Annotated in this window: 17 protein-coding genes; 13 read left to right on the plus strand and 4 right to left on the minus strand. The window is 65.3% G+C overall.

The window, feature by feature from the left end; genetic code table 11:
• Positions 1–55: 55 nt before the first annotated feature.
• Positions 56–829 carry a FadR/GntR family transcriptional regulator gene (locus GGR40_RS06370; protein WP_429275373.1) on the minus strand — a complete coding sequence of 258 codons (774 nt, stop codon included), beginning with the start codon at positions 827–829 and terminating at the stop codon, positions 56–58.
• Between the two features lie 216 nt (positions 830–1,045).
• On the opposite strand from GGR40_RS06370, the gene GGR40_RS06375 reads away from it, so the two are divergent.
• The 12 genes from GGR40_RS06375 (at position 1,046) to GGR40_RS06430 (ending at position 19,211) form a co-directional block, all read left to right on the plus strand.
• Positions 1,046–3,739 (plus strand): TonB-dependent receptor, encoded by a 2,694-nt coding sequence (locus tag GGR40_RS06375; RefSeq protein WP_429275374.1) that lies wholly within the window; start codon positions 1,046–1,048, stop codon positions 3,737–3,739.
• Between the two features lie 40 nt (positions 3,740–3,779).
• Positions 3,780–5,459 carry a GH39 family glycosyl hydrolase gene (locus GGR40_RS06380; RefSeq protein ID WP_429275375.1) on the plus strand — a complete coding sequence of 560 codons (1,680 nt, stop codon included), beginning with the start codon at positions 3,780–3,782 and terminating at the stop codon, positions 5,457–5,459.
• A gap of 26 nt (positions 5,460–5,485) precedes the next feature.
• Entirely contained in the window at positions 5,486–6,730 is a 1,245-nt protein-coding gene (locus tag GGR40_RS06385) for an MFS transporter (protein ID WP_429275376.1), read from the plus strand.
• A complete protein-coding gene (locus tag GGR40_RS06390; protein WP_429275377.1) occupies positions 6,727–7,905 on the plus strand; it encodes an L-rhamnonate dehydratase in 1,179 nt (392 codons plus the stop codon). Before GGR40_RS06385 ends, GGR40_RS06390 begins: the two co-directional genes overlap by 4 nt.
• A complete protein-coding gene (locus GGR40_RS06395) occupies positions 7,902–8,771 on the plus strand; it encodes an NAD(P)-dependent oxidoreductase (RefSeq protein ID WP_429275378.1) in 870 nt (289 codons plus the stop codon). Before GGR40_RS06390 ends, GGR40_RS06395 begins: the two co-directional genes overlap by 4 nt.
• Positions 8,768–10,327 (plus strand): alpha-N-arabinofuranosidase, encoded by a 1,560-nt coding sequence (locus GGR40_RS06400; RefSeq protein WP_429275379.1) that lies wholly within the window; start codon positions 8,768–8,770, stop codon positions 10,325–10,327. The genes GGR40_RS06395 and GGR40_RS06400 overlap by 4 nt, the downstream gene beginning before the upstream one ends.
• Positions 10,327–12,561, plus strand: coding sequence for a YyaL domain-containing protein (locus tag GGR40_RS06405; RefSeq protein WP_429275380.1), 2,235 nt, complete (start codon positions 10,327–10,329; stop codon positions 12,559–12,561). Before GGR40_RS06400 ends, GGR40_RS06405 begins: the two co-directional genes overlap by 1 nt.
• Positions 12,554–13,849: an MFS transporter gene (locus GGR40_RS06410; RefSeq protein ID WP_429275381.1), complete on the plus strand. Its 1,296-nt coding sequence runs from the start codon at positions 12,554–12,556 to the stop codon at positions 13,847–13,849. Before GGR40_RS06405 ends, GGR40_RS06410 begins: the two co-directional genes overlap by 8 nt.
• A gap of 223 nt (positions 13,850–14,072) precedes the next feature.
• Entirely contained in the window at positions 14,073–15,041 is a 969-nt protein-coding gene (locus GGR40_RS06415) for a DUF4424 domain-containing protein (protein WP_429275382.1), read from the plus strand.
• A 134-nt stretch (positions 15,042–15,175) separates the two neighbouring features.
• A complete protein-coding gene (locus tag GGR40_RS06420) occupies positions 15,176–15,751 on the plus strand; it encodes an RNA polymerase sigma factor (protein ID WP_429275383.1) in 576 nt (191 codons plus the stop codon).
• Entirely contained in the window at positions 15,721–16,638 is a 918-nt protein-coding gene (locus GGR40_RS06425; RefSeq protein ID WP_429275384.1) for a FecR family protein, read from the plus strand. The genes GGR40_RS06420 and GGR40_RS06425 overlap by 31 nt, the downstream gene beginning before the upstream one ends.
• A gap of 110 nt (positions 16,639–16,748) precedes the next feature.
• Positions 16,749–19,211 carry a TonB-dependent receptor gene (locus tag GGR40_RS06430; protein WP_429275385.1) on the plus strand — a complete coding sequence of 821 codons (2,463 nt, stop codon included), beginning with the start codon at positions 16,749–16,751 and terminating at the stop codon, positions 19,209–19,211.
• A gap of 91 nt (positions 19,212–19,302) precedes the next feature.
• Here GGR40_RS06430 and GGR40_RS06435 read toward each other — a convergent pair whose 3' ends face one another.
• Positions 19,303–21,540, minus strand: coding sequence for a TonB-dependent receptor (locus GGR40_RS06435; protein ID WP_429275386.1), 2,238 nt, complete (start codon positions 21,538–21,540; stop codon positions 19,303–19,305).
• A gap of 226 nt (positions 21,541–21,766) precedes the next feature.
• Between GGR40_RS06435 and GGR40_RS06440 the strand changes: the two genes are divergently transcribed.
• A complete protein-coding gene (locus GGR40_RS06440) occupies positions 21,767–22,717 on the plus strand; it encodes an MBL fold metallo-hydrolase (protein WP_429275387.1) in 951 nt (316 codons plus the stop codon).
• Positions 22,718–22,739: 22 nt separating this feature from the next.
• Here the strand turns inward: GGR40_RS06440 and GGR40_RS06445 are convergent, their stop codons facing one another.
• Positions 22,740–23,729 carry a FecR family protein gene (locus GGR40_RS06445; protein ID WP_429275388.1) on the minus strand — a complete coding sequence of 330 codons (990 nt, stop codon included), beginning with the start codon at positions 23,727–23,729 and terminating at the stop codon, positions 22,740–22,742.
• 31 nt (positions 23,730–23,760) lie between these two features.
• The gene (locus tag GGR40_RS06450) at positions 23,761–24,285 is read right to left on the minus strand and encodes an RNA polymerase sigma factor (protein ID WP_429275389.1); all 525 of its coding nucleotides are present in this window, start codon (positions 24,283–24,285) and stop codon (positions 23,761–23,763) included.
• Between the last annotated feature and the right edge of the window lie 14 nt (positions 24,286–24,299).

Below are 24,299 nucleotides of genomic sequence, written 5' to 3' on the forward strand. Positions count from 1 at the left end.
GGACACGACAGCGTCATAGGCGGCGGCTTGAACCTGCTGTCCCGCCAGATGGCAATCAGGCGGCGGGTGTGCTTGCGATACCTGTTCCGCTGATCGTGGCTTGCGCCATGCCGGCGTCGTGGGACGCGTGTCTGATCAACGCCAGCATTCTGCTGCGCGCCTCTTCCGGATCGCCGCGAACCAGTGCGTCGAAGACGGCGTCGTGATCGGGCATGGGGTCGCGGAGGACTTCACGTTCGTCGCGCGCAAAGCGGGTGGTCCAGGCGACTACCGCAGTCACCGAGGTCGAGAGCGAGATCAGCGATTCGTTGCGCGTCGCCAGCAGAATGAGCCGATGAAAGCTCTGGTCCGCAGCCCGGCCAGCCGTGGTAGTGAGGCCATGCCTGCGCATTTCCTCCAGCGCGTGGCCTATCCGGGCAATATCCTGATGATTGCGGCGCATGGCGGCGAACTGTGCCGCCGCCGGCTCCACCACGGTGCGCAGTTCGAAGATGTCGCGCAGGAAGTCGAGGGTGGGGCCAGCCTCGAACATCCAGGCGAGCACGTCCAGATCCAGCATGTTCCAGCGCAGGCGTTCATTGATCCGGGTGCCGCTCTTGGTGCGGCTGAACACGAGGCCCTTGGCGGACAGCACCCGCACCGCCTCACGATAGGCGGTGCGCGAGACACCCTGCTCTGCGCTGTAGCGCTCTTCGCCCGGCAGCGCGTCTCCGGGCTGGTAGCTTCCGCCGACGATCGCCACGCCCAGGTCGTGTGCGATCCGGTCATGGATGGCGCGTGGAACTGTTGGTTCCTCACGTGCCAGAGGGTGATCGTTTGACGAGTCCATGACGTCTCGTCCCCCTTCCGCGCCCCCGCGTCAAGCACTTGCGCGCATCTAGTATGGGTAATCAGGATGCTGAAACGCCATGTATAGGCGCACGCTCCCATAAATGGCTTGCGGCAGTCGTTTCTCTATGCAATCTAGTATGAGAAATAAAAAGACAGGGGATGTGAAATGGCCTCGGGTTCAAACCTTTTGAGGATGTCGGCGTTCGCTTTTGCTGTGGCTCAGACCCCGTTGGCGTGGGCGCAGGTTGATCCGGCCGCCGGTATCGGCCAGGGTCCGGCGACAGTCCCGGCGCAAGCGGCGGAGGCTTCTGGCGAGGAGGTCCCGACCGGCGAGATCGTGGTGACGGGTGTGCGTGCCAGTCTGTCATCGGCGCAGAGCATCAAGCGCAATTCCCAGCAGCTCGTCGACTCGGTCGTGGCGGAGGACATCGGAAAGCTGCCCGACAACAACGTGGTCGAGGCGCTCCAGCGCGTGCCGGGTATCCAGGTGTCGCCGCGCGCTCGGGGAGAGTCCGCCACGGTGCTGATCCGAGGGCTGCCCGACGTCGTCACGCTGGTGAATGGCCGCAATATCTTCAGCACCACTGCGCGCTCACTCTCACTGGCCGACGTGCCGGCGGACCTTGTCGCGGGCGTGGATGTCTACAAGTCGCGCTCCGCCGAGCAGATCGAGGGCGGTATAGCCGGGCTGATCGACGTGCGCACGCGCCGCCCCTTCGACTTCGACGGGTTCGAATTCGCGATAGCCGACCGGCAGGTCTACAGCGAGCAGCCGGACAGGATCGATCCATACGCCAGTTTGCTGATCAGCGATCGCTGGTCGACCGGCATCGGCGAGATCGGGGCGCTGGTCAGCTTGTCCTACCACCGCACCCGCTACCGCGACTTCACGATCTACTCGGGCGGTTATTTCGGGTACAATCTCGACAACTCGCGCGCGCCTTATACGCCGGGTGTGCAACTGGACCCGCGGGGGACCAATCCGGGCGACCCGCGCGTATTCCGTACCGACGTGATCGGCGCTTTCGACCGGATCGGCAAGCGCGAGCGGCCGGCGATAAACGGCACCCTGCAATGGGCGCCCGACGAACGCCTGACGATCCACGCCGACGGCCTGTTCTACGGGTACCGTGAGACCGGGAACGGCAACCAGAACTTCACCTCGATGAACGGCACGCTCGCTGCGCCGCTGAACTTCGTCGATGACACCAAGCTGGTGGAATCGCTCAGCATCCTCAACAACCGCGTGGCGAACTTCGGCACCGCCTACCGCAACAAGGCGAACCGCTGGCAAGGGGCCCTCGGCGCAGACTGGAAGAGCGATCGCTGGAAAGTGGAGGCGGATGTGTCCTACACACGCTCCACCGCGACGGACGTGGCCAATCAGACCGATGTCGATTTCATCGCATCGCGTACCGACGCGGTGTTCAACGATGGTTCGGGCACCCCTTACTTTACCTTGCCAGCCGACGACCTGGCCGACGCCTCGCGCTATTCGCTGGCACGCCTCGTCAGCAACCGCACCGAGGGCGAAGGCTCTGAATGGGCAGGGCGGCTGGACGTTTCGTTCCGCCAGCCGTTCCTGATCTTCTCCGGTATCGACGCCGGTGTGCGGCTCAGCCGCCGCAAGGCGCAGTCCGACGCCTTCAACCAGTCGATCAACTGCGGCGCAGCGGGCGCGGTGGCCTGCAACAGCTTTCGCGGCGTGAACCTGCCGGGGTTCATGACCCTGACCCCGGGCGAATTCTTCCAGGGAGCGCGGCCTTACGTGCGCCAGTGGGCCACGCCGAGCACGGATTACCTGCTGAACAACTTCGGCACCCTGCGCCGCCTGTTCGGCCAGCCCGAGGACGACCCGGCGTTCCAGGACACGCAGCACTTCGACATCGTCGAAAAGAACTACGCCGGTTATGGGCAGGCGAACGTCGAGGTAGGCCGTCTCGACGGGCAGATCGGCGTGCGCGTGATCCAGACGGACATCACCTCCAACGCCTTCCTGGTGTTGCGCGGCGCCACGGCGCCGGTCACGATCCGCAACAAGAGCACCGACGTGCTGCCCAGCCTCGCCTTGCGCTACAAGCTGACCGACAAGCTGTTCGTTCGCGTCGCGGCCAGCAAGACGATCACGCGGCCCAGCTTCGCCCAGCTCAACCCGGCGCTGACGCTTACCCCGGCGATCCCCGGCCAGCAGCCATTCGGTCGCGGCACCAGCGGCAATGCCGACCTGAAGCCCATCAGGTCGAACAATTACGATCTCTCGCTCGAGTGGTATCTCGACAGCACGAGTTCGATCACCGCCACCATCTTCCGGCGTGACATCAGCGGCTTCATCCAGTCAGTGACGAGCAACTTCGACATCGACTATCTGGGAGGGGACAACGGCGTGTACCAGATCACCCGCCCGGAGAACTCCGGATCGGGCAAGCTGCAAGGCATCGAGGGCGGCTTTACGTTCTTCCCCAAGGGGCTGCCCAACTGGCTGGACGGCCTGGGCGTAAGCGCCAACGGCACGTACATCGATGGCAAGAACAAGGCGCTTTCGCCGTTGCCCGGCGTCACCGGCTTCCTGACGATCCCGTTCCAGAACGTGTCCAAGTATTCGGCCACAGGCACGCTCATCTACGAAAAGGACGGTTTCAGCGGCCGTGTCTCTTACGTCTGGCGCGACAAGTTCAACGGCGGCCTGCATTTTACCGGCGTGAACCCGAACTTCATCACCAATGGGCAGGTCAGCAATCTCGACATTTCGCTGGCCTACGACGTGAACCCGAACTTCACTGTCGTATTCGACGCGACCAACGTGCTGAAGAACATCTACACCACGTCTTTCGACGATCCGACGTTGTTCCCCCGCGACACCGTGCAATACACCCGCATGTTCGCGCTGGGTTTCCGCGCCCGCCTCTGACCGTTCGACTGTGATTACGCATCTTTGGAAGGACACGCTCATGACGATTACCAGGCTCCTTGCCGCCGCATCGCTGCTCGCCTGCTCGGCCGGAGCGCTCGCGCAGTCGCAGGAGACGCGGCCGGTGACGATCACCGTCGATGCCGCGCGCACCGATGGCAAGCTGCCGCCCGTATGGCGCTTCTTCGGGGCTGACGAGCCGAACTACGCCACCATGAAGGATGGTCGCAAGCTCCTGACCGACCTTGGCGAACTGCGCCGGGGGGACGTCTATTTCCGCGCGCACAACCTGATGAGCACGGGCGACGGCACCTCCGCGTTCAAGTGGGGCAGCACCAACATCTACACCGAAACCAGGGACGGCAAGCCGGTCTACAACTGGGCCATCGCGGACGGCATCATCGACACGTACCTGGCGCGGGGGATCCGGCCTTACCTGCAACTCGGTTTCATGCCCGAAGCGCTCGCCAAGGTGCCCGAAGGCATGCAGTACCAGCACAGCTGGCGTCCCGGCTTCGACTACAAGCTGATCGCCACAGGCTGGTCCTACCCGCCCAAGGACTACGGCAAGTGGGAAGAACTGGTCTATCAGTGGACCCGCCACAACGTGGAACGCTATGGCCGGGCCGAAGTGGAGCGCTGGTACTTCGAGGTCTGGAACGAGGCCAACTTCCCGACATACTGGAACGGCACGCCCGAAGAGTTCTACAAGCTGCACGACCATGCGATTGCCGGTGTGCGCCGCGCGCTGCCGAATGCGCGCGTGGGCGGGCCGGACGTGGCGGGGCCGGGCGGCACATTCATGGATGGCTTCCTAAAGCACGTGTCCTCCGGCAAGAACTACGCCACGGGGCAGACAGGCACGCCCACGGACTTCCTCTCGTTCCACGCCAAGGGCAAGCCGACGTTCGTGGACGGCCATGTCCGTATGGGCATCGCCACCCACTTGCGCGAGGTGGACGGCGGCTTCACCAAGGTTCTTTCGATCCAGTCGCTTGCGGCCAAGCCGGTGGTGATCGGCGAGAGCGATCCCGAAGGCTGCGCCGCCTGCCCCGGACCGCAGAACGCGTATCGCAACGGCACCATGTACTCCAGCTACACCGCCGCGAGCTTCGCACGCATCTGGGAGCTTGCCGCCAAGCGCAGGGTCAACCTTGAGGGTGTCGTCTCCTGGTCTTTTGAATTCGAGGATCAGCCTTGGTTTGCCGGTTATCGCCAGCTTTCGACCAACGGCGTCGACTTGCCGGTGCTCAACGTGTTCCGCCTCTTCGCAAAGTTGGGCGAGGACAAGCTGGCGGTGCGCAACACCGCGCAGGTGCCCTTGGAGACGCTGATGTCGTCCGGCGTGCAGGGACAGGCCGACGTCGGCTCGATCGCCACGCGCACGGCGGATGGCAAGGTTGCGGTGCTGCTGTGGCACTACCACGACGATGACGTGGCCGGGCCGGACGCCCAGGTCCGTCTGGCGCTCGATGGGCTGCGCGGCGTGCCAGCGGCCGCCACGGTCTGGCGGGTCGATGGCGAGCATGCGAATGCCTTCACCGCCTGGAAAAAGATGGGCTCGCCGCAATCGCCCAATCAGGACCAGTACAAGCAGCTTGAAGCAGCCTCGCAGATGAAGTCCGAGGCCGTGGCGGTGACCCGCGCCGCCGGTGGAGCGGGCCTTGACTTGCGCGTGCCGCGACAGGGCGTTGCCCTCGTCGTGCTTGACGCGCGCTGAGGCCGGACATGACGCAGGGCAGGGGCATGCAGCGGCCTTGGGCCATCGCGGCGATGATCGCCGTGGCGATCGCGATCAGCTATCTCGACCGTCAGACGCTGCCCTGGGCGATCAAGTACATCGAAGCCGACATCCCGATCGGCAACCAGACCAAGGCCGCGCTCGACAGCGCATTTCTGGCCACATACGGCCTGATGTACCTGGGCGGCGGCTGGCTGCTGGACAAGGTGGGCACCCGCCGCGGGTTCCTGTTCATCATGGTGTTCTGGTCGCTTGCCTGCGCCAGCCACGGTCTGGCCGGTGGCGTCGCCGCGCTGGTCGTCAGCCGGCTGCTGCTGGGCGTGGGCGAGGGGGGCGGCTTTCCCGCCGCGACCCGCGCCGTGGCCGAGTGGTTCCCTCCGGAACGGCGCGCGGCGGCGATCGGACTGGTCAACGCCGGTACGGCCGTCGGTGCGGTGCTGGCGCCGCCGCTGATCGCGGGCATCCTCGCCTATGGAACCTGGTTCGACCTTGCCAGCTGGCGCTGGGTGTTCTTCATCACCGGCCTGTTCGGGCTGCTCTGGGCGGGCTGGTGGTATGCCAGTTACCGCGTCCCTGCGGGCGCCGCCATGATCGCCGAAGCGGAGGCGACCGGCCCGCCGCTCAGCATAGGGCAACTCCTTGCCCGGCGCGAGGTGCGCGGCGTCGTCCTCGCCAAGCTGCTGAGCGACGGCGCATGGTACTTCTATCTCTTCTGGCTGCCCAAGTACCTGTTCGAAGCCCATGCCTTCGATCTTAGGCAGGCCGCCACCATCGGCTGGATTCCCTACGCAGCTTCGGGGGTCGGCAGCCTGGCGGGAGGCTGGCTTTCAAGCAGCCTGCTGTCCTCGGGCCGTTCGGTGGATGCTGCCCGTAAGATCGCGCTGGGCCTGAGCGCCGCCTGCATGCCCTGGGTCATGCTGGCGCCCTATAGCGGCTCGGTCGCGGCCGTGATCGCGCTCTTCAGCCTTGCCTTCTTCGGTCAGCAGAGCTGGTCCACGCTGGTTATGACGCTGCCCACCGACCTTGTGCCGCGTGCCGCGCTTGGCCGCTTGGCCGGGCTCGTCGGGCTTGGCGGGGCCTTCGGCGGCATCCTTACCGGCCAGGCCGCCGGCTGGGCACTGGACGCGGGGCTTGGCTACACGCCGGTGCTTACCGTGGCCGCCACGCTCCACATCATCGCCTTCGGGCTGATCTGGTTCACCATCCCGCGCATTGCGCAAATCGATTTCACGCGAAAGGCCGTCCCTTGAAGATCACCGAGATCCGTACCCGTGTCGTCCAGTGGGAAGGCGAGACCGTCACGCTGCCCCCGCACTTCTGCACCAACCCCATGGACCTCGTCTCGCCCCGGCTCAGCCCCGAGACGATGGGCACCTTCACGTTTCACGGCTGGCTGGTGGTGGAGATATTCACCGACGACGGCCTTGTCGGCATCGGCAATGCCGCGCTGGCGCCGCTCGTCACCAAGCAGCTTATCGACCAGTATCTGGCGCCGCTGCTGATCGGCGAGAACCCTTGGGACGTCGAATTCCTGTGGCAGCACATGTATCGCAAGACCATGGCTTTCGGCCGCAAGGGCGTGGCGCTGGTCGCCATCTCCGCGCTGGACATCGCGTTGTGGGATCTGATGGGCAAGTCGGCGAAACAGCCGGTGTTCCGCCTGCTGGGCGGGCGTACCAAGGCGAAGATCCCGGTATACGCCAGCCGCCTGTACTCGATCCCGCTGGACGAACTCGCGTCCGAGGCCGCTCGCTACAAGGCGGAAGGCTACACCGCGATGAAGCTGCGGTTCGGCTGGGGGCCGATCGACGGCGCCGAGGGCATGGCGCGCAACGTGGAACTCATCCGCACCGTGCGCGAGACGGTGGGCGACGAGATCGACATCATGGCCGATGCCTACATGGGCTGGAGCCTGGACTACGCCAAGCGCATGATGCGGCTGATCGAGCCGTTCAATCTGCGCTGGCTGGAAGAAGCGATCATCCCGGACGACATCAACGGCTACCACGAGCTGCGCCGGTTCGGGACCACGCCGATCGCCGCAGGCGAGCATGAATTCACCAGCTACGGCTTTCGCCAGATGATCGAAGCGCGCGCGCTCGACTACTTCCAGTTCGACACGAACCGGGTGGGCGGCATCACCGCCGCGCGCAAGATTCAGGCTCTGGCCGAAGCATACTCGATCCCGGTTGTTCCGCACGCCGGGCAGATGCACAACTACCATGTCGTCATGGCCAGCCTGAATTCGCCCATTGCCGAATACTTCCCGATGGTGGACGTAGAGGTTGGCAACGAGCTGTTCTGGTACATCTTCAAGGGCGAGCCGCAGGCGCAGGGCGGCTTCGTCGATCTCGATGATGACTTGCCCGGCCTTGGGCTTGAGATAGACGAAGAGGCTCTTTCCCGTTTCAAGGTGATCGCATGACCAAGATGAAAGTGGCGGTTCTCGGCCTGGGCATCATGGGCTCGGGCATGGCGCGCAGGGTTCTGGCCGCCGGGCATGAACTGACCGTATGGAACCGCAGCCGTGCCAGGGCCGAGCCGCTGGGCGAAGCCGGAGCGCGGATTGCCGACACCCCGGCACAGGCGGCACAAGACGCTGACGTGGTCGTCGCCATGCTGGCCGACGATGCGGGCTCGCGCATGGTCTGGACGGGAGAGGACGGCGCGCTTGCGGCGATGCGCGGGGGCGCAGTCGCCGTCGAGTGCAGCACGCTGACCAGCGAATGGGTGGGCCAGCTCGCACAGGCCGCGACGGGGCGCGGCATCGGCTTCCTCGACGCGCCCGTAACCGGCAGCAGGCGGCAGGCCAACGACGGCGCGTTGCGTTTCATGGCCGGCGGCGACGCAGCCGTGCTGGAGCAGGCCCGGCCCGTGTTCGAGGCGATGGGCAGCGAAGTCATCCACCTTGGGCCGACCGGCAGCGGCGCGACGCTCAAGCTGGTGAACAACTTCCTTTGCGGCGTGCAGGTCGCCAGCATCGCGGAGGCGCTCGTCATGCTCGAGCGTAGCGGGCTGGACGTGCAGCGCGCATTCGACCTGCTCTGCACCGGCGCTCCCGGCAGCCCGATCCTCAAGATGCTAGGCCAGCGTATGCTGGACGGCGCGTTCGAACCGCAGTTCCTGGTGCCGCTGATGGCCAAGGATCTGAGCTATGCCGAGGCCGAGTTCGCGCGGCAGGGGATCACCCTTGAAAGCGCCGCAGCGGCCCGCGCGCGCTTCGACGCGGCGGCGAAGGCCGGGTTTGCCGATCGCGACATGTCGGCGGTGGTGGAGGCCGTGCGGTCATGATCGCCCGGATGCTCGCCCCGCTGGCCCTGCTTCTCGCCGTCCCCGTAGCGGCGCAGCAGGCGCCTGAAGCTCCCGCCCCGACCGCGACGGTCACGGTGCATGGGGACCGTCCGGCGGCCCGGTTCGACAAGCGCCTGTTCGGCCAGTTCGCCGAGCATCTGGGAACCGGCATCTACGGCGGCATCTGGGTCGGCCCGAAAAGCGCGATCCCCAATATTCGCGGCTATCGGACGGACGTGGTCGATGCGCTGAAGGCCATCCGCGTCTCGATGATCCGCTGGCCGGGCGGCTGTTTCGCCGACGAATACCACTGGCGCGAAGGCATCGGCCCGCGTGCCAGGCGGCCGGTCAAGATCAATACCCACTGGGGCGGCGTGACCGAGGACAACGCGGTCGGCACGCACGAATTCATGGAGTTTTCCGAACTGGTCGGTGCCGAAGCTTACGTTTCGGGCAACATCGGCAACGGCACGCCGCAGGAAATGGCGGAGTGGGTCGAGTACATGACTGCGCCCGCCGGCTCTACCCTTGCCAACGAGCGTGTGGCGAATGGCCGCAAGGAGCCCTGGAAGCTGCCGATGTTCGGGCTGGGGAACGAACTGTGGGGCTGCGGCGGGCACATGCGCCCCGAATACGCCGCCGACCTCACCCGGCGCTACGGCACGTTCGTCAAGCTGCCCCGCGGCCAGACCACGATGAAGATCGCCAGCGGTGCCAACAAAGACAACTATGACTGGACCGAGGTGATGATGCGCGATGCCGGCACATCCTTCGACGGGATCGGCGTCCACTATTACACCCATCCTTACGTCGGGCGCCCGCGCGGCGCAGCCACCGGCTTCGACGAGGACCAGTGGGCGCGCACGCTCGCCAAGACGATCATGATCGACGAGATCCTCACCAAACACTCCGCGATCATGGACAAGTACGATCCGAAGAAACGGGTCGCGCTGTTCCTGGACGAGTGGGGCACTTGGTACGACGAGGAGCCCGGTACGAAGGCTGGCTTCCTCTACCAGCAGAACACCCTGCGTGACGCGCTGGTGACCAGCCTCAACTTCGACATCTTCGCCCGGCATGCAGAGCGGCTGCGCGGCGCGAACCTCGCGCAGATGGTCAACGTGTTACAGGCGCTGCTGCTGACTGACGGCGCGCGGATGGTGAAGACGCCGACGTACCACATCTTCGATCTCTACAAGGATTACGGAGACGGCGTGGTGCTGCCGGTCGATGTAGCGACGGGCTGGTACAACAAGAACGAATGGACCCTGAAGACGGTCAGCGCCAGCGCGGTGCGCGGCACGGACGGGGCGGTCCATCTCGGCCTGACCAACGTGGATCCCGATCGGCCGTCCACGGTGACGGTGAAGCTGACCGGTGTATCGGGCACGCAGGTCTCGGGTCGGATCGTCACCGCCGCGACGATCGACGCGCACAATCGTCCGGGCGAGGCCGACGCCGTGACGCCCGGACCTTTCACCCAGGCCCGGATCGCCGGAGACACGCTGACAGTCGCCCTGCCAGCCAAGTCTGTCGTGATGCTGGATATTCGCTGATGCGCTTTCGGCAGGTACTGGCGCCGCTGCTGGCGGTCGTGCTGGCAGGTGGGGTGCCGGCTTTGGCGGCGGAAAAGCCGGTGCAGGTCGGTGTGGTGAACGGTCGGGTTCCGGTCCGGTTCGTTCGCGAAGCGGATGGCTTTGGCCTGCGCATCGGCGGCAGCATCGCTGCCCCGCGCCCCGTGCGGGTCGAACTGTTCCGCAGCGAGCGCGACATCGCCACCATCGACCTTGCCTATCGGTCTGCAGAGCGGCGCGGCGGCATCGTTGTCGCCTCGGCCAGTCTGGTTGAAGGCGCGGCCACATTGCACGTGGAGGACAGCTACCGCATGGAGGCGGGGATCGTCCACATCGCCCGCTCCGTCCGCGTCGAGGGCAGGGCACCCGGCGTGGGCTTCACCAGCGGGCTTCTGCTGGCGGCGCCGGGCGCGCGCTTTCAGGATGTCCGGTTCTTCTCTCCCGGCGTGCTCTACGGTGGCCCGGGGCAGAACAACACCCATGGTGCCGCCGGGAGCATAGCTTACGGCAAGGGGCACGTTGCAGTGCGCGAGGATGCGCTGCCAGCTCCATTGCTGGGTGCGATGCTGCCCGACGGTACGTCGTTGGCGATGCTCGACCCCGCCCCCACCGGCAACACCACCGAGGAGGACACCCGGGCCAACGCCGCTAGCGTGCTGGTCGATCCGCGCTTCCGCTTCGGTGCCTTCGGGGCGGCACAGCGCGGCGAAGGCGGGACCGAGTTCGGCTTCTGGCTGCCCGGCAGTATCGTGGAGCCGGGTGTGGCCGGCAGCCCGGCACGCCGACGCTATGCCCCGCTAAGCGCCGAGGTACGCCACGATTATCGGCTGGATCTGCGGATCGCCCGCGACCGGTCGCTCCCGGCCTTCACCCGCAACACCTGGCGCTGGGCCTACGCGTCGCTGGCTCCGCAACCCGCAGCGCTGGATCTGGCGCAGGTGCGCCGTGCCGTCACCGATCAGCTTGCCAGCCGGGTGATGACGGTCGAAGGCCGGACGGGGCTTCCCTGGATACATCAAGTCACCACCGGGCAGGTCTGGCACCGCCCCGATGACATGCGGGCCGCCATGGGCTTCGTGGGCAAGAACATCGAAGTCGCCAACATTCTGCTGATCGAGGCCGATCGCGACGGCGGCCCGCGCGGCGCGCAGCTGCGGGCCACGGCGCTGGCGATCATCGACACCTTCGTGCGCGGCCTCACGCTCTCGCCACCCTCCGGCGAGGCGATCGACCTCGCTACCGGTCGCCCCACCGTCTCGTTCCCGCCCTCCAGCTGGCGCGGCAACGTCGATGCGGGATCGCGCGTGTTCGTGCGCGCCTTGTCCGAGGACCTGCGCAAGCTGCTTGAGGCCTATGCGCGCGAAAAGAAGCAGGGCCGCGATCATCCCGAATGGCTCGCCTGGGCCACCGGCTTTGCCGACTGGCTGCTTCCGCAGCAACGCGCGGACGGCTCCTTCCCGCGCGCGTGGGAGCGCGGCACCGGCAAGGTGGTGGAGGAATCCTCCAGTTCCAGTTATGCGCCGGTGCCGATGCTGGCATTGCTGTCGCAGGCACACGGTGACCGGGGGAACGGCTACCGCGAAGCGGCGCTGAAGGCTGCCGGCTATGTCTGGAAAGATCAGGGCGAGGCGGGGGTGTTCACCGGCGCCACGCTCGATTTCCCCGATGTGATCGACAAGGAAGCGGGGATGCTCTCGATGGAGGCGTTCCTCGCGGCCTACGATCTCACCGGCGACAGGGTCTGGGTCCAACGCGCGGCGCGGGCGGCAGACTTCACCGAGACCTGGATGTACCTGTGGGACGTGCCGATGGCGGACGATGGGATCGAGGGCGAACTGCATTGGAAGAAGGGCGTGCCGACCACCGGCGTCAATGTCGTGGTGATCGGCGGTCGCGGTCTGGTGGACCAGTACCTCGACTGGTCTGCGCCCGCCTATGCCCGCCTTCACAAGCTGACCGGTGATCCGCATTACCGCGATGTCGCGCGCATCCTGCTGCGCAACACCAAGGCCATGCTGGCGCTGCCGGGTCGCACTTACGATCTGGTCGGACCGGGCTGGCAGCAGGAGAACTTCGACCTTTCGCTGCGCCGCGGGTTCGGCGGCCATCGCGCCTGGCTGCCCTGGGTCTCGGTGCATCACCTGTGGAGCATAATCGGAACCGAGCAGGTCGATCCCGCTCTGCTGGCCGAACTGCCGGCCCGCCCGAATGACTGACACGTTACCGGGCCAGAGCGCCGAAGCAACCGAAGCACGGATCATGCGGCAGGTGACGCTGCGGCTCGTTCCGCTGCTGATGCTGTTCTACATGGTCGCCTATGTCGATCGGTCGGTGCTGGCTTTCGCCAAGCTCCAGCTCAGCGCCGACGTCGGGTTGTCCGACACCGCGTATGGTTTTGGCGCGGGCCTGTTCTTCATCGGCTACTTCCTGCTCGAAGTACCCAGCAACCTCATCCTCGCCCGCATCGGTGCGCGCCGCTGGTTCGCGCGCATTCTGGTGACCTGGGGCGCGGTGACGATCCTGATGGCGACGATCCGGTCGCCGAACATGTTCTACCTGCTGCGTTTCCTGCTCGGCGCGGCGGAGGCGGGGCTGTACCCGGGCATCCTCTACTTCTTCACCCGCTGGTATCCCCAGCGCCAGCTCGGCCGGGTGCTTGGCCTGTTCCTGATAGCGCAACCGATCGCCCTCATCGTCACCGGACCGCTCTCGGGCGTGCTCCTCGGGCTGGACGGTCTTGCCGGCCTGCGCGGGTGGCAGTGGCTGTTCATCGTCAGCGGAACTCCGGCGGTGCTGCTGGCGATACCGACGCTGTTCCTGCTTCCCGATGCGCCATCCGCCGCCAGTTGGCTTTCTCCACGCGATCGCGACTGGATCGAAGCCGCGATCAGGGAGGAGGCGCCACAGAACGGCGGCGCCTCGCCAAATGTATGGAGCGTGTTGCGCAACGGCCGGGTGCTTCGCCTGGCCTTTGCCTTTTTGCCGTTTCCGCTGGCGATCTACGGGGTGACGTTGTGGCTGCCGACAATCCTTTCGGCCACGAGCGCCTCGCCCATCGTCATCGGGCTGCTGTTCTCCGTGCCGTATGTCTTCGCAGCGCTGTCGCTCTGCATCGTGCCGCGCCGGTCCGACCGTACCGGGCGGCGGCACCGTTACGTGCTGCTGAGCGCACTGCTCGCTGCAGTGGGCCTCGCGGCAGCGGCTCTGCCGGGCCCGGCGCTGTCTCTCGCGGCGCTTTGCGTGGCGGCGTTCGGGCTCTATGGCGGGCAAAGTGTGTTCTGGACGCTGCCGCCGCGTTTCCTGCAAGGCCCCGCCGCTGCGGTGGGGATCGCCTTCATCAACGCATTCGGCAATCTGGGTGGATACCTTGGCCCGCTGGCGGTCGGCGCGATCAGGGATCATACCGGATCCACAGCCTTGGGGATGCTGTTCCTTGCGGGATCTTTTGCGGTGACGATCACGATGATCATGATCGACCAGGCCCGTGAGAGGAGAGTGCCTTAGCGTGCAAGAACGCCGCGCGCCTGGCCGCCAACGATGTTCATAACAAGCGACAAGGCAGTTTCGGTGATAACCTGCCTATCATGCAGGATGCGGCAATCCGCTGGAATCATGGCAACTACCCAGTCTCCCCTCCTTTCCGTATCGCGCCCGGAAATATAGGCCGGTGCGTGACTCGCTCACGGATCGGTCGTACATCGCGGCACCGAGACACGGGGAGAAAGGCATGAAGCCGGCAGTATGGCGCACGCTTGCGCTGTTAGCGGTGGTGGCGGCACTACATGGGGGCGAAATCCGTGCGAATGATACGTCGGCAAACCTCGCCGCCGGGGGGCTGGTGCTCACCAAGAGCGATACGATCGAGATGCAGTCGGAGGACCTCTATATCTCGCGCGAGGCGGTGCGGGTGCGGTATCGGTTTCTGAACAGCAGCGGCCGCGATACGACGGTGCGGGTTGCGTTTCCTCTGCCGGACATCGGTGGGCAGGGCTTCTTCGATGGCGATGTGTCGGTGCCGGTCGATGCGACGGCCAATATCCTGGGGTTCACGACGCTGGTGAACGGCAAGCCGGTTCAAACAATCCTTGAGCAGAAGGCGATCGTTGGGGGCACTGATCGCAGCAGCTGGCTGGCGGCGAACCACATTCCCATCGCCGTTCATACCGGCGGTGCCGATGCCGCGATAGCCGGTCTGTCGCAGGCACAGCGCGCCGAAGCCCGCAAGCTGGGGCTTATCGACGAAGATGACCAGCCGCTATGGATCGTGAGAACGACCTACCACTGGCTTCAGGACTTCGCTGCCGGGAAACCAGTGACGATCGAGCATCGCTACAAGCCTTCGGTGGGCGGCACGGTAATGACCGGCATCGATCAGGATGGGTCAGACGAAACGGTCAGGACGTACTGCGTGGAACCGGCGATCCTGACGACCCTGCGCCGGTCGGCAAAGGGTGACAGCGGGCCGCGTTATTCGGAGAACTGGATCGAATATATCCTAGTGACCGGTGGCAACTGGAAGAAGCCGATTGGCGACTTCCGGCTGGTGGTGGACAAGGGGACGCCGCAAACGCTGGTCAGCTTTTGCGGGGAAGGCGTCAGGAAGATCGGCCCCACGACCTTTGAAATGCGCAAGCGCAATTGGCGTCCACAAAAGAACCTGTCGATCCTGTTCCTCGATCCGTTTGGAGCCGATTGAGGAGGTCGAACCCGCCGGAACAGTTTGAGCCGTGAGGTTCTGCCCGTCACGGCGCTCATCTGACGGGCTTCGTCCCGAAACTGTCATCACCTGCAACTAACGGCGCGGCCCAGAGTGCGAGATAGGGACATGCCTTGACCTGGCTACGGGATGCAGATCGCTGGTTCATCGATGAAGTGCTGCCGCATCGCGCCGCGTTCCGCCGTCAGGCCGCGCGCCTAGTGTCGCCAAGCGATGCCGAGGATCTCGTGCAGGAAGCCTATGCCCGCGCGATCGACGCTGCAAACCAGCGCGAGGTCGCCAACCCGCGCGGCTTCGTGATGACCATCATCCGCAACCTTGCCCATGAACGCCATCGCCGGGCATCCGTGGTCCGCTTTGAGCATCTGGCCGACATGGAGGCGATGGACTTCGCCGATGGCGCGCCCGATCAGTTCGCGGTCGTCTCCGGTCAGATCGAACTGTCGCGGCTGATGGAGCTGATGGAAACGCTTCCCGCCCAGGCCCGTACCGTAGTCCAGTTGCGACGTTTCGAAGGAATGTTGCCGCGTGACATAGCGGTGAGGATGGGCTTGTCCGTCTCTACTGTAGAGAAGCATCTTGCGAAGGGGCTGGCCATCCTGGCCCGCGCATTGCAGGAAGCACCTGCGCAGTCAGAAGGACCGACGATTTCACGCCTATGGCAACGCCGCCGAACCCGAACGAACTGATGGAAGAAGCGGCCCGTTGGCTGGCCGCACTGGACGCCGGATCGGCCACGCGTGAGGACTTCGAGGCCTGGCGCGCGGCGGATTCCCGGCGCGCGGTCGCGTTCGCGCAAGTCGTGGATGCCTTCGAACAGATCGAACCGCTGCGCGCCCTGCACGACCCTTTGCCCCGGCCATCGCGCCTGAACCGGCGCAACATGCTGCGCGGCGGTATGCTGGCGGGGGGCATCGTGCTGGCAGGCGGCACCGTGGCGATGCAGGCCGCCGCCCGCGATTACGCGGAAACGGCCGTGGGCCAGCGGCGCACGGTGGTGCTGGCCGATGGCACGCGGGTCTCGCTCAACACCGACACGCGCATAAGCTGGCGGATCAAAGGCACGACGCGCTCGCTTTGGCTGGAACGCGGAGAGATCGGGCTCGATGTGCGCGCCGTGGCGGGGCCGGCGCTGCGTCTGTCTGCCAATGGCATGCGGTTCGACCTTGAACCCGGCATCTTCAACGCCCGGCGCGAACCCGAAACGGTGGCGCTGCTGGTCCTGAAGGGCACCGCCGATACCGGGCGCCGACAGGTCGGCGAAGGCGCGCTGGCGCAGGTCATCGGCGGCGATCTGGCCGTACGCCCGGCAGAAGCCGCGGCGATCGACCGGGCCCGAAGCTGGCGGAACGGGCAACTGGTCTTCGAGGGCGAGAGCCTCGATTTCGTCGTCTCGGAATTCAACCGCTATCTCGATGACAAGCTGGTGGTGGCCGATCCCCGCCTGTCGCGCATCCGTCTTGGCGGGCGGTTCACCAACACCGATCCGGCGGAACTGCTCACGGCGCTGGAAGCCTCTTTCGGCATTCACGCACGCCGTGCCGAGAGCGGCGCGATCATGCTTTCGGCAGGCTGAACAAATTTTTCGCACCGCGATGGAGGCGGTGCCGCCTTCGCCCATCCTCCTTTCCGAGACACGGTTCTTCCGAAGGGGGCAACATGCCGGTTCATTCTATCGCACTGTCCATGATCCTTGCGGTCGCGCCTGCTCATGCAGCGCAAGCCAACAGCCATGAGCAGACCATCGCGTTCAACATTCCCGCCCAGAACATGGCGGCCTCCCTCAACGAGTTCGGTCGGCAGGCTGGGGTGCAGATGGTGTTCCCGTATGACGTCGTAGCCGGCAGCCGTTCGGCTCCGCTCAAGGGCCGCTTCACGCGCGCCGAGGCGATCCGCCGCCTGATCGCAGGGCGTGGCATGACGATCGCCTTCGAAGGCTCGAACATGATCTCGCTCGCTGCCGAGCGGCGCGCGCTGGGCCGTGACGTTGCCGCCACCGATGCCGCTGCGAACGGCGACATCGTGGTGACCGCACAGAAGCGTCAGGAAGATCTGTCCAAGGTGCCGCAGGCCATCACCGTGGTGTCCGGCGATGAGGTCGAAAAGCGCAAGATCACCGACTTCGCCAGTCTGGTGGATGAAGTTCCCGGCCTGTCCATCAACTACGGCACCGGCGGCGAAAGCTACGGTTTGCTCAGCATCCGCGGGATTGGTGGCGCGGACGATTACAAGCCCAACGGCAGCCCTTCGGTGGCGTTGCACGTTGATGGCGTCTACCAGAGTTCCAATGCCTATCTTGGCATGCCGCTGTTCGACGTGGAGCGCATCGAAGTACTGCGGGGGCCGCAGGGAACGCTTTATGGCCGCAACACCACCGCCGGCGTCATCAACGCCATCACGCGCGGCGGCAGCGACCACTTCGAAGGCTATGTCGATGCCCGCTATGGCAGCTACGACAGCATGCGCGCAGAAGCGGCCTTCGGCGGTCCGCTGGGCGAAAACGTGCGCCTGCGGGTGGCGGTGATGACCGATCAGGGCGGCGGCTTCATGCATGGCATGGGCGCGGGCGACCTGGCCGGTGCGCGGCTCAGCGTCGGCGAGCGAGTGCAGACGCAGGTGCCTGCGATCACCGATCCGGGCGAGCGCAAGGGCTTCGGCGACAAGGATTTGTTCGCCGCACGCGGCACCCTCGACATTGATTTCGGGCCGGACACCACGCTGACCCTCAAGGCTTTCGCCAGTCGCGATCGCGGCGATGCCCGCCAGTACGACCGCATTAGCGCCGCCGAAGACAGCAGCGTGCTGAACGCAGGAGAGGACAGCGACCCCTACAAGTTCTACTCGGCCAAATATTTCGACCAGAGCATCGACATCCAGGGCGGCTCCGCGCAGCTGTCGCATCTGGTCAGTGACGATGTACGGCTGGATGTGGTGGTCGGTGCGCAATCCACTCAGCGTGAGGTCGGGGGTAACGGCGACGGCACGCCTTATCCGCAGTACGAGTACCTGTTCGACGAAGAACTGAGCCAGGCCTCGTTCGAGGCGCGCCTGCGCAACGAACAGCAGGGCCGCTTCAACTGGGTGTTCGGTGGCTTCTTCATGAGCGACAAGATCGACTACCAGAGCCAGTGGACCAGTTGGGCCGTCCGGACGATCTATCACAACATCCACAACCAGCGCCGCCGCAACGGCGCGGTGTTCGGACAGGTCGATTACGAAGTGGTGCCGGACGTGCGCGTAACCGGCGGCCTGCGCTATACCAGCGACGTGATCGACTCCAAGGGTCGCAACGTCGATGACAACCCGTGGGGCATTTCCAACTACGCCGCGTTCTTCGCAACGACGCCCAACTTCAGCTGGGACAAGCAGTTCAAGGACAGCGACCTGTCAGGCCGCGCGGCTGTGCAGTGGTTCATCAACGAAGACCTGAACGTCTTCGCCTCGGTGGCGCGCGGCTATCGTTCGGGCGGGTTCGACGGCACGTCGATCATGACGCTGGCCGAAACCGAGCCGTTCCAGTCGGAAACCGTCTGGGCCTACGAAGCGGGCGTGCGCTACTTCAGCGGGCCGCTGCGCGTTTCGCTCGATGCCTTCGCCAATGACTTTGATAACCTGCAGGCGACCACCCGCCTGGCCAACGACACGAACGGCCGCACCAACGTGGGTAAGGCCAGGACGCGCGGCATCGAAGGATCGATCAACCTGACGGTGCTGCGCTCCGGCGGGCATCAGCTGGACTTCGATGCTTCGGGAACATACCTCTATTCGCGCATCACCGAGTTCAACTCCGCCCGTATCGCCGACGTTCTGGCCACGGTGGGCGATCCGCTGCCGGGCGCGCCGAAGTGGACGGGGCGCGTCGGTCTGGTCCACAGCTACAGCTTCGGCGATGGCTGGAAGCTGACGAGCCGGGCTAACGTGTTTCACCACGGCAAGGAATCGAACCGCCTGAACGCGGTGGTCGGCAACATCTCGCCGGCCTACACGCTGCTGAATGCGCGCATCGACCTGGAATCGCCCGGCGGCTGGTCGATCTATGCGATGGGACGCAACATCACCGATGAAACCTACTTCCCGGAGATGAACGGCGCATCGCGCATGGTCGGCGCGCCGGCCACGTATTCGGTGGGCTTCCGCGTCGCGTTCTGACCGGATGAAAGAAGGGCAGCTCCTGCCGGAACTGCCCTTCGTCGATCATGGTTTTAAGGGCGGGGCCGCATGCGACCCCGCCTTTTTCGTGTCAGAAACGGAAGCCCACGCCGCCGCCGATGACACGCGGATCGTTCACGAACGCGGTCAGGTTGTTAAAGTCGATCGCGCCGATCACGTTGGATTCGTTCGTGATGTTACGGGCAAAGGCGAACACGTCGACACTGTCGGACGGCGAGCGCCAGCCGATGCGGGCACCGCCTTCGAAGTTCGTGCCGACGTGGAACTCGGTCGCGTCGTAAAGGAACAGGTTGAAGTCGGACTGCGCAACCCAGTCGGTCTGCGCATAGAGCTTGCTGCCGTTCTTCATTTCATACGTGTACGAGGCGTTGAAGTTCATCAGCCAGCGCGGTGCCTGCGGGAACGGGTTGCCGTTGATCGCGGCACGGCGGGTGGTGCCCACGTTCACGATCGGATCGCGCACGGTGCAGGCCGCGCCGCAGAACGCCACCAGCAGGTCCGGGTCGGAGATGCGGGTGAAGTTGTACGACACGCCGCCGCTCAGCTGCAGGCCCTTGAACGGGTTGGCCGATGCTTCCAGTTCCACGCCGCGACCGATGCCGCGACGGGCGTTGATGAGCTGGTTGAAGTTGCCCTGGCCGCCGATCGCGGTGAACTGCGGATCCTTGATCTCGTAGATGTAGCCGGTCAGGTCCAGGCGGAAGCGGTTGTCGGGCGTCGCTGCCTTGATACCCGCCTCATAGGACGTGATCGTCTCCGAATCCGCCGTCGTCAGGATGTTCGACGTGGCGATACGGCCCTGGATCGAAGGACCGCGATAGCCATGCGCAATGCGGCCGAACAGGCTGACCTGCGGGCTGAAGCGGTACAGCGCGCTGACGTCCCAGCTGGGCTGTTCGTCGCTGACTTTGCGGGTATCGATGAAGTAGGCGCCCTTGGTGCGCTCTGCCACGAGGTCGCGCTTATCATGCGTCCAGCGTGCGCCGGCGGTGATGCGCAGCTTGTCGGTCAGGTCGTAGCGGACCTGACCGAAGGCCGACCAGCTGTCGCTCTTCTGGTTGAGCGAGGAGATGATCGTGGGATCGATGCCGCCGGTGCCGTTCCAGGTGGCCGAGATCAGTTCGAAGTCTTCGTGCCAGTAGAACCCGCCCAGTTGCCAGCCGAAGCGGCCATCGCCATCGCTGGAAAGGCGCAGTTCGTAAGTCTGCTGGTCCAGATCGCTCGACAGGGTGCCGGTTTCGGAGCGGAACGGGATGGTGCCGCTGCCCGCCGTGGTGCCCAGCACGCCGCCGTCGATGTCGCCACGGCCCGAGCTGCCCGCCTGATACGCAGAAACGATGCCGGTCAGCGTCGCGCCGCCGAAGTCGTAATCGACATGCAGCGCTTCCGACTTGGTGTGCTGCGTCTGCGGGTTGTTGCGCCCTCCGTCGTAATAGACGCGATCACGGTCGTAGCGGTCGTTGAGCTGGTTCGAGCCGGTGGTCAGCACGTTGGCGCGGTTCAGGGTGCCGGTGCCGCGATAGTCGCGCGCCTGCAGTGTGAGCAGGACAGAAAGGCGATCGTCCGGCTTCCACTGCGCATGGATGCGGCCCGCAACGTCGTCGAACCCGCCCAGATCGTGGCCCTTGCGGTTGAACGTGGTGTTCTCGTACCCGTTGTCGACCCAGTTTTCGCGGTGATTGACAAGACCGGCCAGGCGGATCGCGAAAGTATCGGTGACCGGGATCGTCACGCCGGCTTCGCCTCGGATCGTGCCCAGTTCGCCCACGGTGAATTCGGCCTGACCGCCCGCTTCGGTGCCGGGGCGGCGGGTGTCCATCTTGACCACGCCTGCCGGAGTGTTGCGCCCGAACAGGGTGCCCTGCGGACCCTTCAGCACTTCCACGCTGTCGAGGTCGAACAGCGGGAAGCCCTTGAGGTAGACGTTCTCCAGCACAACGTCGTCAAGGACCACCGACACCGGCTGCGAGGCGTTGAAGTCGAAATCGACGTTGCCAAGCCCGCGAATGTAGAGGCGCGGCGCATAGCGGCCGTTCGAGCTTTCGACATAGAGGCTTGGCACGCGGCCGGCGAGCGAGAGGATGTCGGCGCCGCCATCGGCGATCGCGGTGATCTTGCTGCCGCCAAGGACGGAGACGGCGATCGGCACATCGCGGATGTTCTCGGGACGGCGCTGGGCGGTGACGACGATGTCGGCGGACGCATCGTCGGCAACAGGACCGGTGCTTGCCGCATCCTGCGCGAAGACGGGGGTTGCGGTCGAAAGCAGCGCCGGAATGCCAGCCAGCAGGTACGTCTTCATCTTCATCGTCATGCCCCTTAACTTCATGCTCCAGCGGCGCTAGGCGACATCGTCATAGCCGTGGAGCATGGCAGCGCCCCTTCAGGCGCCAGCGAAGCGCGGCCTCTAGGGTGGGCTTGTGACAATGCCGAGTAAGAACACACTGTCGTCCACAATATCCAATGCCTTGGGCGCAATAAGATTTCCTGCGGTGCAAAGCTGCAACACCTGCTGGATTGTCGGCGCGCTCGCCATGGCCGCGCTGCCCGCACCTCTGGCGGCAGAGCCAGTTCGCCCCCATGTGTTCGACGTGGTTCCTCTCGGCGTAGAAGGCGGCATAGAAGAAGGCGCCACCACGGCGTGGTTCATCGCTCCGCGCGGGGGCGGGGCGGGCCTGACATGCGATGCCGGCACGCTCGTGCCGGGCATCCGTGCGGCCATCGACAAGGGCGGATTTCCAGCCGGGACGAAAGCCAGCACCGTGCTGCACGAGCGTATCCGCGCCTACCTCGTCACCCATCCGCACCTCGACCATGTCGCCGGCCTGGTGATGGCTTCCCCTGACGATGTCGCAAAGCCGATCTTCGCGCTCCCCGAAGTCAATGCCGCGCTGGCGCAGGATTATTTCAACTGGAGCGCGTGGCCCAACATGGCAGATCGGGGCAAGCCGCCTTTCCTGCGCCGCTACGGCTATCGCGACCTGACCCCCGGCGTGCCGGCAGTACGGGTCGAGGGGACGGGCATGACGGTGTCCGCCTATCCCCTGTCGCATGGAGGTGCGCTGTCCACCGCGTTCCTGATCGAGGCGAAGGGCGATGCGCTGCTGTGCATGGGCGATACCGGGCCGGATGCCGTCGAGAAATCATCGCGCCTTGGCGCGTTATGGCAGGCGATCGCGCCGCTTGTCCGTCAGCGGCGGCTGCGTGCCATAATCGTCGAGACGTCGTACCCCAATGCCCGCAGAGACGAGGATCTGTTCGGCCATCTTACGCCGCGCTGGCTCAATGCAGAGTTGGAACGGCTGGCAAAGGAGGTGGGCGATCGCAGCCTGATGAACGGGCTTCCGATCGTGATCGGGCACATCAAGCCTTCGATCGATGGTTCGGATGAGGCTGCTCGCACCATTGCCGGGGAATTGAACGATCAGCCATCCGCGGGTGTGAAATACATCATCGGCCAGCAGGGGCGGCGGCTTGGCTTCTGACGAGGCCTTGGATCCACCATGTTCAGCTGAACAGGATCACATTGCCCGGTAGCTCGGTCGCCTTGAGGTTCAGCAACTGCTGCAACTGGCGCGGTGCGTTGTCGATCTTGTCGGTATGGAACATCCCGCTGACCCGGCGCTGGCCCAATCCGGCGTCGGCCAGAATGATGGTGCCGGTGCGATAGCGGTTGATGTCCTCCACGGCTTCGGCCAGCGGGGTCTGGCGGAACAGCAGAACCCCACGGCGCCAGCCATAGCTGCGCTCCGGATCGACGGAGGTGATGCTGGGGGCGGTGTCGGCCATCGTGACATACTGTTGGCCGCTGCGCAGGGTTACAGAACCATCGGCGCGAACAAGACGACCTCGCAGGCAGGTGATGCAGGTCTGCCGGTCGCTGGTGCGGATGTTCGCCTCTGCGCCGTGCACCGTCCAGCTTTCGTCCCCTGCGCGCACCAGCAACGGGGGAGCATCCGAGGCGACGGATGCAAAGGCTTCACCGGTGACGAGCCGCGCCCGGCCGGTCTGCGGGTCGAGGCTGACCGACGTGCGTCCGTTCAGTTCCAGCGTCACGCCATGCGCCACCCGCAGCATCCGGCGTTCTCCGATAGCGGTACGCTCGCTCGCGTTCAGCTCGGCCAGCGAGAGCCAAAGGCCAAAAGGCGGGTTGATGGCCAGCATCGTTGCCACTGAAGCGGCGACTGCAGTGCCTCCACCGGCCAGCATCGCGCGGCGGCTCATGGCCGGAGAGCGGGCGGGGGGCGCGAAAGGCAGCACGTTGTCCGAAGCATCCTGCTGCTGCGCCGAACGCGCGCCAAGCGGCATCGATCGAAGGGTTTGGCGCAGACTTACCGCTTCGCTCAGGGCGCCGACATGCTCCGGTCCCTGATCGCGCCACGCTTCGAACGCGCGAGCGTCCTCCTGCGTCGCCGCGCCGGAAGTCAACCGGATGACCCAGTGCAACGCTTCATGCGTCAGAGGAGACAGATCGATGTCCATGTCCTGCACGGTCACTCGGTCTTCAGACCTCTTGTCTCGGGATTCATCAACCATCCTTCTTCTCAGACACCCGGAGTTCGCCGGAGCGAACAACTTTTTCGCGTTTGAGCCGCCGCGCGCACAAATCGACGCCGTGCTTCAGCTCTTTCTGGATCATGCGGACACTGATGCCGAACCGTTCGGCCAGATCGTGATGCGTCGCGTCACCCAGAAAGGCTTCCTCGAAAATCACGCGCTGTCGCTCGCTGAGTTCCGACAGCGCCTGCTGCACGACGGCGATGCTGGCCCGATCCTCAGCGATGGTCACGGGCCCCGGCGCATCGTCCGCCACGTTGAGCAGCGCTTCGACTTCCAGATGCGACAAGCGGCGCTGGTCGCCTTTCGCGATGTTGCTGGCGGCGTTGAGCGCCGTGCGGAACAGATAGGCGTCCGGGTTCTTCACCAGGGACAGATCGCCGCGGGTACGCAGGCGAATCCATGTCTCCTGCAGCGCATCGTCGGCAAGATCGGGCCCCAGCCTGCGCGCCAGGCGGCTTCGCAGCGAGGCATGGCCGGCAAGCAGCGCGCGCATCAGCAGCGACCGGG

Source organism: Novosphingobium gossypii, from assembly GCF_050433305.1.
Taxonomy (GTDB): domain Bacteria; phylum Pseudomonadota; class Alphaproteobacteria; order Sphingomonadales; family Sphingomonadaceae; genus Novosphingobium; species Novosphingobium gossypii.

What these genes read in the sequence shown, in the direction of transcription:
- GGR40_RS06370 (WP_429275373.1), bottom strand. Translation starts at nt 829, where the DNA reads ATGGACTCGTCAAACGATCACCCTCTGGCACGTGAGGAACCAACAGTT.
- GGR40_RS06410 (WP_429275381.1), top strand. Translation starts at nt 12,554, where the DNA reads ATGACTGACACGTTACCGGGCCAGAGCGCCGAAGCAACCGAAGCACGG.
- GGR40_RS06405 (WP_429275380.1), top strand. Translation starts at nt 10,327, where the DNA reads ATGCGCTTTCGGCAGGTACTGGCGCCGCTGCTGGCGGTCGTGCTGGCA.
- GGR40_RS06440 (WP_429275387.1), top strand. Translation starts at nt 21,767, where the DNA reads ATGGCCGCGCTGCCCGCACCTCTGGCGGCAGAGCCAGTTCGCCCCCAT.
- GGR40_RS06415 (WP_429275382.1), top strand. Translation starts at nt 14,073, where the DNA reads ATGAAGCCGGCAGTATGGCGCACGCTTGCGCTGTTAGCGGTGGTGGCG.
- GGR40_RS06385 (WP_429275376.1), top strand. Translation starts at nt 5,486, where the DNA reads ATGCAGCGGCCTTGGGCCATCGCGGCGATGATCGCCGTGGCGATCGCG.
- GGR40_RS06430 (WP_429275385.1), top strand. Translation starts at nt 16,749, where the DNA reads ATGATCCTTGCGGTCGCGCCTGCTCATGCAGCGCAAGCCAACAGCCAT.
- GGR40_RS06425 (WP_429275384.1), top strand. Translation starts at nt 15,721, where the DNA reads ATGGCAACGCCGCCGAACCCGAACGAACTGATGGAAGAAGCGGCCCGT.
- GGR40_RS06435 (WP_429275386.1), bottom strand. Translation starts at nt 21,540, where the DNA reads ATGAAGATGAAGACGTACCTGCTGGCTGGCATTCCGGCGCTGCTTTCG.
- GGR40_RS06400 (WP_429275379.1), top strand. Translation starts at nt 8,768, where the DNA reads ATGATCGCCCGGATGCTCGCCCCGCTGGCCCTGCTTCTCGCCGTCCCC.
- GGR40_RS06380 (WP_429275375.1), top strand. Translation starts at nt 3,780, where the DNA reads ATGACGATTACCAGGCTCCTTGCCGCCGCATCGCTGCTCGCCTGCTCG.
- GGR40_RS06450 (WP_429275389.1), bottom strand. Translation starts at nt 24,285, where the DNA reads ATGCGCGCGCTGCTTGCCGGCCATGCCTCGCTGCGAAGCCGCCTGGCG.
- GGR40_RS06395 (WP_429275378.1), top strand. Translation starts at nt 7,902, where the DNA reads ATGACCAAGATGAAAGTGGCGGTTCTCGGCCTGGGCATCATGGGCTCG.